Annotated in this window: 16 protein-coding genes; 6 read left to right on the plus strand and 10 right to left on the minus strand. The window is 71.7% G+C overall.

Annotated features, from left to right (window positions below; translation table 11 throughout):
• Positions 1–11: 11 nt before the first annotated feature.
• The 6 genes from ACIQ6R_RS13825 to ACIQ6R_RS13850 all read right to left on the minus strand — a co-directional run bounded on the left by ACIQ6R_RS13825 (position 12) and on the right by ACIQ6R_RS13850 (position 5597).
• Positions 12–1130: a 2-oxo acid dehydrogenase subunit E2 gene (locus tag ACIQ6R_RS13825; RefSeq protein WP_404221153.1), complete on the minus strand. Its 1119-nt coding sequence runs from the start codon at positions 1128–1130 to the stop codon at positions 12–14.
• Positions 1127–2140: an alpha-ketoacid dehydrogenase subunit beta gene (locus tag ACIQ6R_RS13830; protein WP_404221155.1), complete on the minus strand. Its 1014-nt coding sequence runs from the start codon at positions 2138–2140 to the stop codon at positions 1127–1129. The genes ACIQ6R_RS13825 and ACIQ6R_RS13830 overlap by 4 nt, the downstream gene beginning before the upstream one ends.
• Positions 2137–3108, minus strand: a complete 972-nt coding sequence (locus ACIQ6R_RS13835; RefSeq protein WP_404221158.1) for a thiamine pyrophosphate-dependent dehydrogenase E1 component subunit alpha — start codon at positions 3106–3108, stop codon at positions 2137–2139. Before ACIQ6R_RS13835 ends, ACIQ6R_RS13830 begins: the two co-directional genes overlap by 4 nt.
• A 10-nt stretch (positions 3109–3118) precedes the next feature.
• The gene (locus tag ACIQ6R_RS13840; RefSeq protein ID WP_404221160.1) at positions 3119–4081 is read right to left on the minus strand and encodes a ketoacyl-ACP synthase III; all 963 of its coding nucleotides are present in this window, start codon (positions 4079–4081) and stop codon (positions 3119–3121) included.
• Positions 4081–4353 carry an acyl carrier protein gene (locus tag ACIQ6R_RS13845; RefSeq protein WP_404181041.1) on the minus strand — a complete coding sequence of 91 codons (273 nt, stop codon included), beginning with the start codon at positions 4351–4353 and terminating at the stop codon, positions 4081–4083. The genes ACIQ6R_RS13840 and ACIQ6R_RS13845 overlap by 1 nt, the downstream gene beginning before the upstream one ends.
• 62 nt (positions 4354–4415) lie before the next feature.
• Entirely contained in the window at positions 4416–5597 is a 1182-nt protein-coding gene (locus tag ACIQ6R_RS13850; protein WP_404221163.1) for a thioester reductase domain-containing protein, read from the minus strand.
• A gap of 297 nt (positions 5598–5894) precedes the next feature.
• Between ACIQ6R_RS13850 and ACIQ6R_RS13855 the strand changes: the two genes are divergently transcribed.
• The 6 genes from ACIQ6R_RS13855 to ACIQ6R_RS13880 all read left to right on the plus strand — a co-directional run bounded on the left by ACIQ6R_RS13855 (position 5895) and on the right by ACIQ6R_RS13880 (position 12389).
• On the plus strand, positions 5895–6554 hold the full coding sequence (locus ACIQ6R_RS13855) for an HD domain-containing protein (protein ID WP_404221165.1): 660 nt from the start codon (positions 5895–5897) through the stop codon (positions 6552–6554).
• Positions 6555–6603: 49 nt separating this feature from the next.
• Positions 6604–8361: an NAD(P)/FAD-dependent oxidoreductase gene (locus tag ACIQ6R_RS13860; RefSeq protein WP_404181052.1), complete on the plus strand. Its 1758-nt coding sequence runs from the start codon at positions 6604–6606 to the stop codon at positions 8359–8361.
• A 90-nt stretch (positions 8362–8451) separates the two neighbouring features.
• On the plus strand, positions 8452–9021 hold the full coding sequence (locus ACIQ6R_RS13865; RefSeq protein WP_404221167.1) for an RNA polymerase sigma factor: 570 nt from the start codon (positions 8452–8454) through the stop codon (positions 9019–9021).
• A 68-nt stretch (positions 9022–9089) separates the two neighbouring features.
• Positions 9090–9797 carry a hypothetical protein gene (locus ACIQ6R_RS13870; RefSeq protein WP_404221169.1) on the plus strand — a complete coding sequence of 236 codons (708 nt, stop codon included), beginning with the start codon at positions 9090–9092 and terminating at the stop codon, positions 9795–9797.
• A 92-nt stretch (positions 9798–9889) separates the two neighbouring features.
• On the plus strand, positions 9890–11467 hold the full coding sequence (locus tag ACIQ6R_RS13875; RefSeq protein ID WP_404221171.1) for an ABC1 kinase family protein: 1578 nt from the start codon (positions 9890–9892) through the stop codon (positions 11465–11467).
• Positions 11468–11510: 43 nt separating this feature from the next.
• The gene (locus ACIQ6R_RS13880; RefSeq protein WP_404221173.1) at positions 11511–12389 is read left to right on the plus strand and encodes an SAM-dependent methyltransferase; all 879 of its coding nucleotides are present in this window, start codon (positions 11511–11513) and stop codon (positions 12387–12389) included.
• Between the two features lie 58 nt (positions 12390–12447).
• On the opposite strand, the gene ACIQ6R_RS13885 is transcribed toward ACIQ6R_RS13880, so the two are convergent.
• The 4 genes from ACIQ6R_RS13885 to ACIQ6R_RS13900 all read right to left on the minus strand — a co-directional run bounded on the left by ACIQ6R_RS13885 (position 12448) and on the right by ACIQ6R_RS13900 (position 16272).
• Positions 12448–13689 (minus strand): wax ester/triacylglycerol synthase domain-containing protein, encoded by a 1242-nt coding sequence (locus ACIQ6R_RS13885; RefSeq protein ID WP_404221175.1) that lies wholly within the window; start codon positions 13687–13689, stop codon positions 12448–12450.
• A 225-nt stretch (positions 13690–13914) separates the two neighbouring features.
• Positions 13915–15237 carry an NAD(P)/FAD-dependent oxidoreductase gene (locus ACIQ6R_RS13890; protein WP_404221177.1) on the minus strand — a complete coding sequence of 441 codons (1323 nt, stop codon included), beginning with the start codon at positions 15235–15237 and terminating at the stop codon, positions 13915–13917.
• Positions 15234–15833 carry a flavin reductase family protein gene (locus tag ACIQ6R_RS13895; RefSeq protein ID WP_404221179.1) on the minus strand — a complete coding sequence of 200 codons (600 nt, stop codon included), beginning with the start codon at positions 15831–15833 and terminating at the stop codon, positions 15234–15236. The genes ACIQ6R_RS13890 and ACIQ6R_RS13895 overlap by 4 nt, the downstream gene beginning before the upstream one ends.
• Entirely contained in the window at positions 15805–16272 is a 468-nt protein-coding gene (locus ACIQ6R_RS13900) for an aromatase/cyclase (RefSeq protein ID WP_404221181.1), read from the minus strand. The genes ACIQ6R_RS13895 and ACIQ6R_RS13900 overlap by 29 nt, the downstream gene beginning before the upstream one ends.
• Between the last annotated feature and the right edge of the window lie 42 nt (positions 16273–16314).

Below are 16314 nucleotides of genomic sequence, written 5' to 3' on the forward strand. Positions count from 1 at the left end.
CGGGTCGGCGGTCAGCCGAGCGCGGCCGGTGCCTCCAGTTCCGCCTTGACGTCCTCGAGCAGGGCCATCGCGTCCCTGCCGTTGACCACCCGGTGGTCGTAGACCAGGCCGAGGTGGACGAACCGGTGGGTGCGAGGGGTGCCCTGCGCGTCCAGGAGCACCTGGTCGTCGACGGCGCCGATGGAGATCACGCAGGTCTGGCCGGGGAAGACGATGGGGGTGGCCAGGACCATGCCCTCCGTGGTGTGCGGGGCGACCATGATGTTGGCCCCGGCGAGTTCGGCGGCCTGGAACGTGCCCCGGAACGCCTTGCTCCGGAAGCCGGTCAGCAGGTCGGCGATCCGGTCGCTGCTCAGCTCGGCGGCGTCGTGCACCACCGGGGTGTACAGACCTCGGCCCGCGTCCATGGTGACGCCCACATGGGCCCGTTCGCTCTCGCGTACCCCGCCGTCGTCGGTGAGCGCGGCGAACATCAGGGGGTGCGCCGCGTGCCGGCGCGCCACCGCCTTGATCAGCAGGACGGGCAGGGAGACGAAACTGCCGGTGCGCTCGGACAGCTGCCGGGCCAGTTCCTCCGCCTGTCCGACCTCGACCTTGGCGTAGGCGGCCGCGGCCGGAACGGTCCGCATCGACTCGGTCACCACCGCCCCCACCGTCCGCTGCTGCTTGGACAGTTGGCGCTCGGCGGAGGCGGGCGCCGACGCGGCCCGCCGCACCAGGGCCTCGACATCGGCCGTACGGACGACCGTGCGCCCGAGACCGCGCAGCTCGGCCTCGGCCACGCCGTGGTGGTCGGCGAGGGCGCGGGCCGCGTTGGTGATGTTCAGCTCCGTGTCGGGGGACGTGGATGTCGCCGCCGGGGTGGCGGCCGACGCCCGGTAGGAGTCGCGCTCCTCGGCCGACTCGAAGAGGTAGGCGATGGTCTGCCCCGGCCTGCAGTCCTGGCCGCCGCCGACGAGGACGTGCAGGATCCCGGGGCCGGTGCTCTCGATCTCCTCACTGGCCTTGGAGGTCTCCACGACCGCCAGCGGTTCCTCGCCCTCGATGCTGCTGCCGTCGGGGACGAGCCACTCGACCAGGGTGTAGCTGGAGTCGTTCGTGTTGAGCGTGGGCAGCTCGATGCCGATCACTTCGTCGCCTCCATGATCGCGCGGTGGATGGTGGACGGCTGGAGCAGCACGTCGTGCTCCAGGTGCGCCGCGGTCGGTACGATGCTCGGCTCGGCGCTCAGCGGCAGCACCGGGCGGGTCAGCCGGCTCCACAGCTGCTCGTGGAGTTGCTGTGCGAGCAGCTCGCCCCAGGTCCCGTCGGCCGTGGAGTCCTCCATGACACAGATGCGGTCGGCACGGGACAGCACCGGGAGCAGCGCCTTGCTGTCGAAGGGGTAGAGCTGGGAGGGCACCAGCAGTTCACACGTGATCTCCTCTTCGAGGAGCAGGGTGCGCAGGGCGGTGACGGCCCGTTCGGTGAGCCCGCCCGGGGCCAGGACGATCCAGTCGGGGGGCCCGCAGTCCGGCGCGAACACCCGGGCGGTCTCGCTGGGATCGGCCAGCACCTCGTAGCGGAAGAGGTCGTCCACGATCCCCGCCCGGTACATGGCGCGGGTGTAGAGCACCTTGTCCTCGAAGAGCACACCGGGCTCCTCGCGGTCGAGCATCGCGGTCAGGACGCGCTGGTTGTCGTGGAACGGGGAGACTTCCCGCAGGTGCAGCGAGGGAATGCCGAGGAAGTGCTTCTGCAGGCTCTGGCTGTGCGTCGGACCGTACCCGCGGTTGCCGCCGGTGGGGCAGCGGACGACCATGCTCATCGGGACCCTGCGGCCGTACATCGACACGGACTTGGCGGCGAAATTCAGCAGCGGGTCGAAGGCCAGCGCGGCGAAGTCCGAGAACATCATCTCGACCACGGACCGGTTGCCGGCCAGGGCCAGGCCCGCGCCCACGCCGGCGATGCCGCCTTCGCTCAGCGGTGAGGAGAGCACCCGGTCCGGGAAGCGGTCGGAGAGCCCCCGGGTCACTTTGAACGCGCCACCGTAGGGGTCGGCGACGTCCTCGCCGATCAGATAGGTGCCGGAGTGAGCGCCGAGGAGGTGGTGCAGTGCGCTGTTGAGGTTCTCGGCCACGCGCTGGCGCCTGGTCATCGGGCCTCCCATCGGGACGCCGGACGCGCGCCGACCTCTCGTACGACGGCGGCGACGGCCTCCGCCTGTTCCTGGTCGGCGGCGGCGAACTGTGCGGGATGGTCCTGTCGGTAGCGGCGGTACCAGTCGTGCCGGGCCGCTCGCTCACGGACCTCGGCCGCGCGGGTGTCGTCCCCCTTGCTGTGCGGGCCCACGCGGTGGGTGACGCACTCGACCACGTACGGCCGGTGCCGGTCGCGGACCTGCTCGACCACGGGGGCGAGGGCGGCGCGTACGTCGGTCACGTCCACGGAGTCGATCCGCAGGTGGCCGACGCCGAAGGCCGCCGCCCGGGTGGCGACGGTGCCGGACATCTGCCGCTCGGTCGGTGTCGACTGGGCGATCCCGTTGTGCTCCACCACGACGAGCACCGGGACCTGCCACAGCTGCGCCATGTTGAGCGCCTCGTACACGGCGCCCTCGCCCCAGGTGCCGTCGCCGATGTGGACCACCGCGATCCGGCCCGGCTCGGCCCGCTTCAGGTGCAGGCCGACTCCCACGGCGACGGGCAGGCTCTGGCCCTGTACGCCGGTCGACAGGTAGCGGTCGCGGTAGATGTGCTGGCTGCCGCCCACACCGTGGCAGACGGCACCGGCCCGCCCCATGATCTCCGCGAGCAGACCGTGCGGGTCGTGGAAGCGGGCCAGGTAGTGGCCGTGCCCGCGGTGGTTGCTGAAGACGTAGTCGCCCTCGTCCAGCAGCGGGTAGAGCGCGACCGGGATGTACTCCTGGCCGAGGCAGGTGTGCGTGGTGCCGTGCAGCCGGCCCTGGGAGAACAGCTCCAGCACGGCCAGTTCGAAGTGGCGGATCATCAGCAGGGTGCCGAGATCGGCGTCGGACAGACGGGACAGGGGACGGGCCACGACACCGGCTTCGGGTTCGCCGGCGGGCCCGAGGTCGACCGCGGGGGACGCGGACGCGACGTTCATGTGGTGCTCCTTACGGAAGTTCGACCACCTGGGCGCACCAGGTCAGCCCGGCGCCGAAGCCCAGGAGCAGCGCCTTGTCGCCGGGCCGTACGGTGGCCGAGGCGAGCAATGACTCAAGGGCCAGCGGGATGGACGCCGAACTGGTGTTGCCGTCGGTGACGATGCTGCGGGCGATCGCCACGTGCGCGGGCGGGCGCAGTCGGCGCACCATCGCGTCGATCAGCCGCCCGTTGCACTGGTGCGGCACGAAGGCGCCGATGTCGTCCCAGGTGAGCCCGGCCGCGTCGAGTGCGTCCCGGGCGACTTGCGGCATGTGCGAACCGAACCAGCGGACCACCCGGGTGCCGTCCATGTGCATGTACGGGCGGGCGGCATCGGGTTTGGGCGGGGCGCTGGTCATCCAGGGCTCACCAGCGCCGTGGGTTCCCCACACCGCCGGTCCGATCCCGCCGTGCTCGGCGGCGCTGACCACCGCGGCCCCGGCGGCATCGCCGAAGACCATGACGGTCCCGCAGTCGTCGGGGTCGGTGATGTCGCTCAGCCGCTCGGCGGCGACGACCAGGATCTGACGCGCCTGCTGTGCGGCGATGAGCCCGGAGGCCAGGGTCAGCCCGTAACTGAACCCGGCGCAACCGCCGTTGATGTCGAAACCGCCGGCCCGGCCGGCTCCGATGCGGTGGGTGAGACTGGCGGCCCGGCACGATGCCTGGCCGACGCTGCTGGCGGAGGAGAACAGGACACAGTCCAGGTCCTCGGCGAGCACGCCCGCGTGGGCCAGGGCCTTGTCCGCCGCCTGCGCGGCCATCTCGACGAAGGTGTCGTCGGGGTCGGCCTTCAGCCTGGTCCGGATGCCGGTGATCTGCTCGATCCAGCCTTCCTCATGGCCGAACCTGGTGTCGAGTTCGGCGCTGGTGAGCTGGCCACCGGGGCGGTAGACGCCGATGCCGGTCAGCCGTCCCGTGCCCCGGGCCATCAGCGGGCTCCGTCCGACGCGGCGACGGCTGCCCGGCCGTTCACGTACTCGAGGGTCCGCCGGACGGTGCGCAGGTCGTGCACCGCCTCGTCCGGGATGGGAACGCCGTAGCGCTCCTGGATCCGCTCGGCCAGTTCGATGACGGCCATCGAGTCGAACCCCAACGAGGTGAAGGGTGCGTCGGGCGGCTGCTCCGAGAGCGCCCGGGCCGCTTCGGCGCCGGCGATCTCGGCCACCATCGCCGTCAGGTCTTCCAGAGTGAAAGGAGACATGCGGAAACTCCAGCTGATGAGATGCGAGGAGGGGTGCACGGGAGGTGAGGGCCGCGCGTGGGTCACTGGACGGGCAGCATGACGTCGCGGCTCAGGAACGCGAGCACCCTGCGGAAGTAGTCGGAGTCGAGCACGGGCGGGGCGCGGTGCGTGGACGCCGCGGTGGGGCCGGCGGTGTCCTGCCCCGGGGCCGGGATCATCTGCCGGAGGGTCTCGCCGGCCAGCCGCATGGTGCTGCGGGGGACCTCGTCACCCAGGTCGCGAAGCCGCTCCAGCCAGGTGTCGAAGGGAACGAGCGGAAGGTCGACACCCGCGTCCGCGAAGCCCTGGAAGTACGACCGGAAGGGCAGCGGGTCGGGATCGATCACGTGGAACACCTGTCCTCGGGCACGCCGGCTCAGGGACAGGTCGACGATGGCGCGGCTGGTGAAGTCCACCGTGCCCACCGGCAGGAGACCGGGGTGATCGGGGGCGCAGCCGGCGCGGATGCTCGCCGTCGTCAGGTGGACGAACCAGTCCGACTTCCCCACCAGGCCGGTGCGCGAGTCCGCCAGGATCACACCGGGCCGGTGCACCATCGTGGGCGATCCGCGGTCCGCGGCCTGCGCGACCAACTGCTCGGCGACCCATTTGGTGGCGCAGTAACCGGAGACACCGGTCCCGGCCTCGCGCGCCGCCGGGATCACCCCCATCGTCGAAATGTAATGCACGGGAATTCGGCGGGTCCGGGTCGCCAGTCTCAGGATTTCCTGGGTTCCCGACACATTGCAACCGCGCAGGATCGGGTAACTCGCCAGAAGATTGACCCAAGCACCGCAGTGGTAAATGACGTCGATGCCGCGCGAGAGGCCGGAGAACTCCTCGTCGGTCAAGCCGAAACGCGGCTTCGCCAGGCTGCCGGGCACGACGTCGACCCGGGACATGTGATGCACCGGCACATCCCGGGCGCGTAACTGACCGGCGAGCCGCTCCCGGGCCTGCGCGGCCGACTCCGCCCTCACCAGGCAGTGGATTCGAGCGTCGGTCACCTCCAGCAGGTCGGCGAGCAGGAAGCCGCCGAGGAATCCCGTGGCTCCCGTCAGCAGAATTCTCTCGGGCGGTCCTTCGGAAACATCCGGCAGAGACGACGCATCGATCTCCGTCGGAAGTCGCAAATCGTCGGTGATCGGGAAACTGGCCATACCAACACCGCATTTCAGCACAGGCGAGATTCGGTACTGCCCTGAACACTCCCCGCACCTCACGAGGTCTATTACAGAAATCTTCCACCAGTGGGAGCACAGGGCGCATCCTCTCGGCCGTCACCGCACCCACTCCACCACCACGGGTGAGTAGGGCTCATTCATTCGAACAGGCCGCGGCTCCGAAGGGACGGCCGGAACGTACGCCCGGAGCGCGTTGCCAAAATCGCGCGCCGTCGGTTGCGCACCAACGCGCTGACGGGGACCAGGCGTTGGGAAACGGGGGGCGGGGGCGGCCCGAGCGTAAAGACAGATGAGACGGACACAGCCAATGGGTCGCGAGGCAAGGGGGGTTGAGCCATGGCCGCAGGGCCCGAGACGCCGGAGGTCCCCGATCCCGGTGACAACGGGGCGAGTTCACACTCCGTTCCACCGAAGGCGTTGCCCGGGGCGTGGCAGCCGCTGCTCGGCCGCCCGGCCCTCGCGGAGCTGCTCGGGCACCCTCTCGCGGGCGCCGCCCTGACGGAGATGTGCCGGCTCCTGCCACCCCACGTCGCCGTGCACTCCCTGCGGACGTTCCTGCTGGCCGACGCCTGTGCGCGGACCCACGGGACCGCCTACGACCGGGTCGGCCTGCTGGCCGCCGCGGCGTTCCACGACGCCGGGCTGGTAGGGCGCACTCCGCTCGGTCGCGGTGGATTCCCTTGCCTCTCCGCCCAGTTGCTCGACCACTTCCTGGCCCGGCAGCAGGTGGGCACGGTGCGGCGCACGACCCTCACACGTGCGGTGCGCGAGCACATGCGGCCGTTCCCCGCACGCGACGCCGGACCCGAGGCGCGGTTGCTGCACTTCGGCGTGTGGCTGGACGTCACCGGGCGCGGCGAGCGGCAAGTACCCGGTGACCGGCGCACGTTGGCCGGGCTGGCGCCCACCCCCGGGTTCGCCGTGTCCTTCTCCGCCCGGGTGCTGGCCTGCGGGCTGCGCCGGGTGCTGCCGGGCTCCCCCGCCACCCACCGGTGACCAGGGAGCCCGGCGACTCGCTCTTCCCGTCGCGAAAGGAACCGCAGACATGCAAGAAGACCAGCGTGTTTTCGATGTCGCCATCGTCGGAGGCGGCATCGGCGGGACGATGCTGGGGACCGTGCTCGCACGTCACGGCGTGCGCGTGCTGCTGCTCGAAGGCAGCGGCCACCCCCGGTTCGCCATCGGAGAGTCCACCGTCCCCGAGACCACGTTCGGCCTCCGGGTCCTGGCCCGCCGCTACGACGTCCCCGAACTCGAGCACCTGGCGACCAACGCGGCACTGCGCCGCCACGTGTCGTCGAACAGCGGGGTCAAGCGGAACTTCAGCTTCATCTACCACCGGGAAGGTGAGCCCACCCGGCCCGACGAGTGCACCCAGTACCCCACCTGGGGACCCCCGCTCGGTCCCGACTCGCACTACTTCCGGCAGGACGTGGACGCGTACATGTTCCACGTCGCCGTGTCCTACGGCGTGACCGCGTACACCCACACCATGGTCGACGACGTGAAGTTCGAGGAGGACGGCGCGACGCTCGTCACCCGGGACCGGGGCACCTTCCGGGCTTCGTACGTGGTCGACGCCGGCGGCATGCGGGCGGTCCTGCCCGAGCGCCTCGGGCTGCGGCAGGAACCGCCCTACCGCACGAGGTCACGCACGATCTTCACGCACATGGTGGACGTGCGCCCCTTCGACGCCGTGGCGCCTTCGCGTGAACAGCACGGCATGCCCAGCCCGTTCAGCCAGGGAACGCTCCATCACATGTTCCCGGGCGGCTGGTTCTGGGTCATCCCTTTCGACAACCATTCGACCAGCACGAACCAGTTGTGCAGTGTCGGCATCAACCTCGATCTCGACCAGCACCCCCGGCCGGAGGACATCTCGGCGGAGGAGGAGTTCTGGCGGTACGTGCGCCGGTTCCCCAGTGTGGCCCGGCAGTTCGAGGGGGCGCGGGCGGTCCGGCCGTACGTGTCCACCGACCGCACCCAGTTCGCCTCGCAGAAGGTGGTCGGCGACCGGTGGTGCCTGCTGCCGCACGCCAGTGACTTCATCGACCCGCTCTTCTCCAGCGGTCTCGCCGTGACCGTGATGGCGCTGAACGCGCTGAGCCACCGGCTGATCGACGCGGTGCGCCAGGACGACTTCGACACCTCCCGGTTCGCGTACCTGGATCACTGGACCAAGCGCATGTTCCGGTTCTACGACGACCTGGTGTCCTGCAGCTACATCGCCTTCGACGACTTCGACCTGTGGAACGCCTGGAACCGTGTGTGGACCATCACCACGCTGTACGGCACGAACGCCCAGAACCAGGTCGCCGTGACGTTCGAGAAGACGCACGACCCGGCCTGCTTCGACATGCTGGAGATGCCGCCGTACCGAGGTCTCCAGGGTATGGACAACCCGTGGGTGGAGCGGATGTTCGACCAGTCGCGGGACGCCGTACTCGCCTATCGCGCGGGCGAGTTGACGAAGGAGCAGGCGATCGCACGCATCTACGAGGTGCTGGGCGAGAGCGGACTGGCACCGACGGTGTGGGGCACCCTCGACCCCGACGACCGGTGCCCGTCCGGGGTGTTCACCCTCTGGCCGCTGATGAAGATCCTGCTGTGGGGCAAGTACCGCTCACCGCGGCACGTCCGGGGCTCCTACTTCACCGGCGGGGCGCGGCTCGTGGGCAAGGAAGCGCTCCAGGCGTACACCACCGAGCTGCGCGCCGGCAGCTCCCAAGTGCACCAGACCGTACGGGACATGTGGCTCAACTGGAACCGCGACTGGGCACGGCGGCCCGCTCCTCGGAAATGAGCGCGAAAAAACATTCCTGCCGACTGCCGGAGGTGAATATTCCGGTTTGCCGCTCCAGGGCCTCGGGTAGGAAAACCACATGGCCGACAAATGGAAAGTCGGCCACGGTTCTCCCTGCTCGATCCGAGAGACAACGGGCTGCAATCCACGATGGTGCGACATTCCACCTGCCAATCGCCCGCTGAATGCTCCTGGGAAGACATCTTCCAGCATCAGGACCGCCTCATGCGGCTGGTTCGGCGAAGACTACCAAGTTTTCAGGACGCCGAGGACTGCGTTCAGGAAACCATGGCCCGCGCAGCCGCCCACGCCGCGTTGGACAGGAATCGACTCGGTGCCTTTCTGACGTCCGTGGCGCTTCGCCTCTGCATCGACTTCTACCGTGACCTGGAGCGTCGCAGCAGACTCCTCCAGCGCGCGGCGCTCGCGGACACCCCCGGCATGACCGAGGACGACGTCTGCGACGAGGACTTCGGCAGATGGCTGCTCGGCCAAGTACAACACCTGCGGGGGCGGGAGCAGGAGGTCATACTCGCCCGCGCCAAAGGTATTTCCACTGCGGAATTCGCCCGCATACACAACATCTCCGTAAAGGCGGCCGAAGCCGCCTTCACCAGGGGCCGCGCGCGATTGAAAAACGTCTGCGCGAAAGCCTTGTAAGGCTGCGCCCGATAAAACCCGAAACCCACACCTCCCCCATCGCAGAGAAACGGAAAGGGACCACACTCATGGGCAACAGCAAGAACATCCAGGACATCTGCAAGGATTTGGTCGGTGATATGACCGACAGCTGGAAGGAGGCTTTCGACGACCTCCTGAACCGAGACGACGACTCAGGATCGTCGCGCGGCTCCGGCGACGCCGTCAGCACGCTGGCCGGGCTGCCCCCGAACGCCCTCGCCGCACTGGCCGGGGCCGTCAACCCGGCGACCGCGCTCGCGGGTGTCGCCAATCCGCTGGCCGCCCTCGGCGCAGCCGGCAACCCGCTCGCCGGCCTCGCCTCGGGGGCCGCGGGCCCGCTGGGGAACATCGCGGGCGCGGCACAGAACCCCCTGGCCGCGCTCACCGGTGCCGCGGGCGGCGGCAACCCGCTCGCGGCCGCGCTGGGCGGGGCGGGCAACCCCCTGGCCGCGCTGGGCGGGGCGGCCAATCCGCTCGCCGCGGTCGGCGGCGCGGCCGGCGGGCTCGGTCAGCTGGCCGGAGGCCTGGGACACGCGGCGAGCGGGGCGGGCGACCTGATGGCGCTCCCGACCCAGCTCACCCAGCTGCTCCAGGTGCTGCCCAAGCTCCTCGAGGCGGTCCAGAACCTGCAGAACCTGACCAACCTGCCGGCCCAGGCCGGTCAGCAGGGGCTGGCGGCCCTGCAAGGCCTGACCGGTCAGCAGGGGCAGGGCGGACAGCCGTCCCAGGGCGGACAGTCCTCGACCTCGGGCTGACCGGCCGTGCCACCGTCCCGCCCGGCCGTCTCCGTGGTGCACGCCGACCGCCGTTCCGAACCCGGGTCCCGATCTGAGGAGGATCACACACGATGACGTCTGTCGTCGGCGATCGGCTGCGTCTCGTGGTCAGGGTCCTCGGCAGTCTCGTGGCCGACGAGGTGGGACAGGCGACCCGGCTGCGGAGGCGTACGAGGCGGGACACGCGGTCCCCGGCGGAAGGCCTCGTCGGCTCCGCCGGGTCCGCGGCCGAGGCTACCGTCGGGGCGGAGCAGCGCCGCGCCAAGGCGGTACGGCATGCCCTGGAGAGCCTCGGTCCCTTCTATGTGAAGCTGGGCCAGGTCCTCTCCACCCGGCCCGACATGGTCCCCCAGTCCATCCGGGACGAACTGCAGAACCTGCACGACGAGGTCGACGTCCAGCCGTTCTCGGAGTTCGAGCCGGTACTGGCCCGGGACCTCGGGCCGAACTGGAAGCTGCGCTTCGACGACATCGAGACCGTCGCCCCGCTGGGGGCGGCGTCCCTCGCCCAGGTCTACCGCGTGACGCTGCCCGGTGGGCGCGCGGCCGTGGTGAAGATCCAGCGACCCGGCATCCGCGAGGGCGTACTCGCGGACATGGCCCTGATGCGCCGGGCTTCGAAGATCGTGGCCCGTGTCGCTCCCCGGTTCAACGAGGTCATCGACATCGAGGCGATGCTCGGCTCGGTCTTCGACGCCATGGAGCCGGAGCTGGACTTCAACGGCGAGGCCCGCAACATGGAGGAGGCCCGCGAGCAGGTCCGGTCGTTCCGTTCGCTGGAGGTGCCCCGGGTACTGCACGCCAGCCCCCGGGTCCTGGTCCAGTCGCTGGCCGACGGGAAGTCGGTGCGGCACGTCGACCGCGCCCACTTCACGGACGACGAGCGCGTGGAGATCGGCAAGGACCTGCTGCGGTTCATGTACCACGGGTACTTCGTCCATCGCTTCTTCCACGCCGACCCGCACGCCGGCAACGTCTTCGCCGCTCCCGGCGGACCCGCGACGCTGATCGACTGGGGCATGGTCGGCCGCCTGGACCGCAGGACCAGTCTTCAGCTGCTGCCGCTGTTCATGACCTTGGCGCAGAACGACGGGGCCGGGCTGGCGCAGCACTGGGCGGAGATGGGCCGGATGACGTCGTGGGCCAACATGCCCGCGTTCGCCGCCGACATGGCCGCGTTCGTGCCCAAGGTCTCCCATCTCTCACTGGAGGACATGAACTTCGGCGTCGCGCTCACCACCGTGCTGGCCAAGGCGACCAAGCGCGGGATCGGTTCGCCGCCCGCCGTCTCACTGCTGGGCAAGTCCTTCGCGAACCTCGACGGTTCGGTGCGGTGCCTGGCTCCCGAGATCACGCTGCCCGAGGTGTTCCAGGGGGAGGTGCCGAAGATCCTTTTCGCACTGGGCCGCGAGTTCCTCGGCCGCAACCAGTTCGCCCGGAACTCCATGGAGCTACTGCTGGCGGCCGTGACCAGTCCCGAACAGGTCCGGGGCGTCCTCTCCGACGTGGCCAACCGTCAGTTCGCACTGAACGTCCACGAGCCGCGCACCCCCGCCGCGATGGGCGGCCAGCGGCCCACCCGCCCCTCCGGAAGCCTGCTCGCGCTGGGTGCCGCGGCCTTCCTGCTGGGCCGTCGCCGCTCCGGATGATCCGGGCCCGCACGGCCACCCCGCCCCACCTCAAGGAGATCCCATGCCGGAAACCGCACGTCCGCAGTCACCGTTCGCGCCGACCGCCGCAGCCCCGGGCGGCATTCCGTGCGCGGCGCTCTGGACGGCCGCCGCGCACGCGGCGGAGTGCCTCCGGCCCGCGCCGCTCGTCCGCGACCCGTGGGCCGCCGACTTCCTGCACGCGGCCGGGTTCGACGGGGGCCCGCCCGGTGACGGAGCGATGCAGCGCCTGCTGCCCGACTGGCAGGTGGTACGCACCCGGTTCTTCGACGACTACTCCCTCGCCGCGGCCCGTTCGGGCTGCCGCCAGGTGGTGCTGCTCGGCGCCGGGCTGGACACCCGTGCCTTCCGGCTCGACTGGCCGACCGGGGTGCACGTCTTCGAGGTGGAGGATCCGGCCGTACTGGCCTTCAAGGAACACGTACTGGACGGGAGCCGCCTCTCCTGCGGACGCCGCACCGTCGTCGAAGCCGACGGCACGGCATCCTGGAGGGAGGAACTCAGGGCGGCGGGATTCGATCCCGGCAGGCCCACCGCATGGCTCTCCGAGGCACCCTTGTACTTCCTTCGGCCCCCGGAGGTCGAGGCCGTCGTCGCCTCGATGACCGAACTCTCCGCGCCCGGCAGTATGTTCGGCGCCGAGTGCGTGAACTCCGCGACCTCGTCCTCCCCGCTCGTCGCGCCCTTCATGGACGCCCTGTCGACGATCGGACTGGCCTGGAACTGGCAGCTCGCCGAGCCGGAGCGCTGGTGGGCGGAGCACGGCTGGGACGCGCAGGTCGCCGACCTGTTCACGCTGCCGTACGTGGTCGAGCGCCTCTCCCCGTATCTGCCGCTGATCGGCACGGCCGCCGCGGAGTCCGTCTTCCTCACCACCGGAACGCTGCGCGGCACTCCCTGAGACAGCACGCGCGGAGGCCCCGGACGTGCGTCCGGGGCCTCCGCGCGTGGTGCCGTGGCTACGGCCGCTCCAGCTCCAACAGCGCCGCGAGCCACAGGTCGGGGAGTTCGTCCGCGGTCGCCAGGGCCTCGTCGTGAACGACGGTCAGGCACACGGTGTCGTGCTGGGTCGTCAGCGTCGTCACACACCGGATGCCTGACGCGACGCCGGCGAAGACGGCCGCGCGACGGGCCGCGACCCCCTGGTGGACCAGGGCCGTGCCGAAGTTCACGCTGCTCACCGGGCCGGCCACGAACGCCCCGCGGACCAGTCGGGTGCCGACGGCGGCGCCGAGCGACCGCGGGGCGGCGGACAGCAGCAGGCGCATGGCGTCGCGCCGCCGGCTCTCCCGCAGCCGGCCCGTGCGGGCGACGACCCGGGCCAGGGCCCGCTGGGGTGTCTCCTCGTCGCAGGGCAGCAGGAGCCGGGCGGTGACCATGCGGTTGCCCGGGGCGTACTCCTCCCCCGGGGCCCGGACCGACATCGGGATCGACACGGGCAGCGGTGGATGGGCCGCGCCGGTGTCCTTCAGGTACCAGGCGCGGACGGCGTGGGACAGGGCCGCGAGATAGACGTCCGTGACCGTGCCGCCGTGGGCGCGGGCGATGGCGCGCAGCCGGGCGAGCGGGGTGTCGGCGTGGCAGACGTCGACGCGGCCCGTGGATTCTCCGTCGAACGCGGGTTTCGGGGTGGGCGCGCGGAAGGCGGCCACCACCTCGCCCAGGGCGTCCGCGAGGCCGTGTGCGGTGGGCCGGGCGGGACGCTGCGGGGCCGGTCCGCCCTCGGGGTGGTCTCCGAGGAGAGCGCGGGCGGTGTAGGCGGCGCCCATGCCGTCCTGGAAGGTGTGGTCGGTTCGGTAGACCAGGGTGTGGCGGTCCGCCGGGCCGTGGACCAGCCACACGTCCCAGGGCGGCCGGTCGTCCGTGCTCATCGGCCGGGACAGCATCAGGCGGCTGGTCGCCGACCCGTCGGTGTCCTCGGGCAGCCACGCCTCGTGCACATGCCGGTCCACCGCGACCCGGTCCACTCGCCGGAATCTCCTGCGGTCCCGTGCGATGCGGTAGCGCAACGTCGGGACGCGGTGGACGCGTTCGGCGACCCGGGCGCGTACGGAGTCCAGGGTGGGCGCACGGCCGTCGAACCCGAACGTGAACGCGAGGGGCAGGGGGCTGCCGCCCGTCGCCAGGTGGAAGGCGACATCCGCGGTTCCCATGGACAGGTCCGGCGGCAGGCGGCCGTCCGTACCGAGGTGGGGTCGCATGGTGGAACCTCCTGGTCGGGTTCTGAGGGGCTGGGGGGCTGGGGGGCTGGGGGGGGGGCGGCGGCTCGGGTCTGCGGCCTGCGACTCATGGCTTGCGGTCCGCGGTCCGTGGTCCGTGGCTCGCGGTCAGCGGACATGGGGGGCTGCGGAGCTGGAGTCCGCGGTCTGCGGAGCTGGAGTCCGTGGTCTGCGGAGCCTGGGTACGGATGCGGGCCGCGCCCGCCGTCAGCACGTATGCCGAGCGATTCGCCCCATCGCGTCCACGTACGCCCGCAGCAGGGGCCGCACGGGCCCGCGTGCGGGCAGGCGCGGGGCCCGGGAGCGGTGCCACGGGAGCGGTTCGCCGGGTTCCGGCTCGCCCAGCAGGGCCGCGGCCACGTGCGCGCCGTGCGCCACGGACAGGGCCAGTCCGTGCCCGCAGCAGCCCCCGATATACCAGACGTCGTCGAAGCCCGGCACCGGCCCCACCACCGGCAGGTCGTCGCCCGTCATACCGATGCGGCCGGACCAGCGGTGGGTGACCCGTACCCGGGCGAGGTCCGGATGCAGGGACCGCAGCCACCTCTCCAGCCGGGCCCAGGCACGCTCCCTGACGACCTGAAGACGGGGAGCGCCGATACCCGCCGGGACCGTGGCGGTACCGCCACCCGCCACCAGGCCCCGGTCCGGGAGCAGCCGGAAGTACGGTGCCATCGGGACGGCGTCGACGACGGAGTGTCCGGCGCGCCCGCCCAGGGCCTCGTAGGCCGGGGCGCTCAGCGGTTCGGTGGCGACGGCGTACACCTCGAGCGGCAGGACGGTGCCGACCGGCAGGTCCAGTGCCTGCGCGGCGGAGTTGACGGCCAGCACCGCCTGACCGGCGTAGAGCCTGCCGTGCGGGAGGACCAGCTCGGGGCCGACCAGGTCGCCGGGGCGGAGGGCCAGCAGCGGGCTGCGGCCGTAGAACCGCACGCCCTTGTCGGCGCAGGCACGGGCGAGGGCGCAGGTCAGGGCGGCCGGGTCGAGGGTCGCGGCGGGGCGGTGCAGGAGTGCCGCCCGGTAGGGCACGCCGACCCGGTCACGGATGCCGGCCGGGGTGAGGACGGGGACGTCCAGACCGAGTTCGCGGCAGGCGCGGGCCTGGCGGGCGAGTGCCACCAGGCCCGCGGACGACCGCGTGGCCACCAGCTGCTCACCGGGCCGCAGCCCGCAGGGCACGTCGAGCCGGGCGCACAGGTCGAGGACGCCCCGCACCGCCCGCTCGCTGGCCCGGTGCATCCTGCGCGCCGTCTGCGGGCCGAAGCGGCGCACCGCCCGGTCGACGGCGGGGCCGGCCCGGGGGCCCAGCAGACCGGTGCCCCGGCCGCTGGCGCCGGCGGCCGGTGCCTCGGCGTCCACCACCGCGATATCGAGCCCGGGGGCGCGTTCCGCCAGGTGGTAGGCGCAGGACAACCCGGCCAGGCCGGCCCCGACGACGGCCACGTCGGCGGTGACCACGCCGTGCAGCTGGGGCTGCGTCGGCAGTTCCGCGGGGTCCCAGTACGGCGTCCCGGCCGATGGCCTGGTCATCCGGCGGCGTCCGGCGCCGGCTCGGTCAGCGCACCGAACCGGCGGTCGTGCCACAACAGCGGGCGTCCGCCGCCCACGTGCACGGCGGCGACCCGGCCCACGACGAGGTGGTGGTCGCCGTAGCGGCGTACGTCCTCGGTCAGGCACACCGACCAGGCGAGCGCGCCGGCCAGCACGGGGACGCCCAGCACCTGCCGGGTGCCGGTCCCGGCGAACCGCTCGGCCGCGGTCGTCGCCGGGGACGCGAACCGGTCCGCGAGCTCCCGCTGTTCCTCGCGCAGCAGGTGCACGGCGAAGGCCCGCCGGCCGCGGACGGCGGCGAGGGTGCGGGAGCCGTCGCGCAGACAGGCCAGCAGCAGCGGCGGGCGGGCGGAGAGCGAGGTGACGGCGGACACCGTCATACCGAGCGGGCCGTCCGCGCCGCGGGCGGTCACGACGGTCACCCCGGCGGCCAGCTTGGCGTACAGGCCGAGGCAGCGGGCGGCGCCCGGCCCCGGCTCCTCGTGCAGCGGCTCCTCGTGCGGCGGATCGGCGGCCGAGGTGGGGACGCCCGCGACGGCCGCCCGGTCAGCCACGAGCCGCAGCCGCGCGCTCATCGATCACCTCCGCGCCCGCAAGGCCCCGCAGCACGCGGGCCATGTTGGTCCGCACGGCCGACTCGGCCACCGGGTCGAGGATCATGGCCAGGGAAGGGATGCCGAGGTCGAAGGCCGCGGTGAAGACGACGAGCGTCCCGCCGCCCCTCGCTTCGCAGCGCCAGCTCCCCTCGAAGGACCGGAAGTCGCCGCTGATCTGTTCGAAGGCGATGGAGTACGTCTCGGGCGAGTAGGTGTCGCGTTCCCGCCACCGCATCAGGCCGCCCCGGAACTTGACGGTCCAGTCCGAGACCGTGGAGCCGTCGGGCAGCGGAGGCGCGACGTGCACCTCACGGAAGGTGTCGCTGTACTCGGGATAGCGGCGGAAGTCGCTGATGCGGTCGTAGACGTCGGCGGGTGCCAGTCCGTCGGCCAGGGCGTGCAGGACCACGTGGCGCATAGGTCGTTCGGTTCCTTCCCGGAGGGTTTCCGGACGCTGGTG

This window comes from Streptomyces sp. NPDC096048 (assembly GCF_044763415.1).
Classification (GTDB): Bacteria; Actinomycetota; Actinomycetes; order Streptomycetales; family Streptomycetaceae; genus Streptomyces.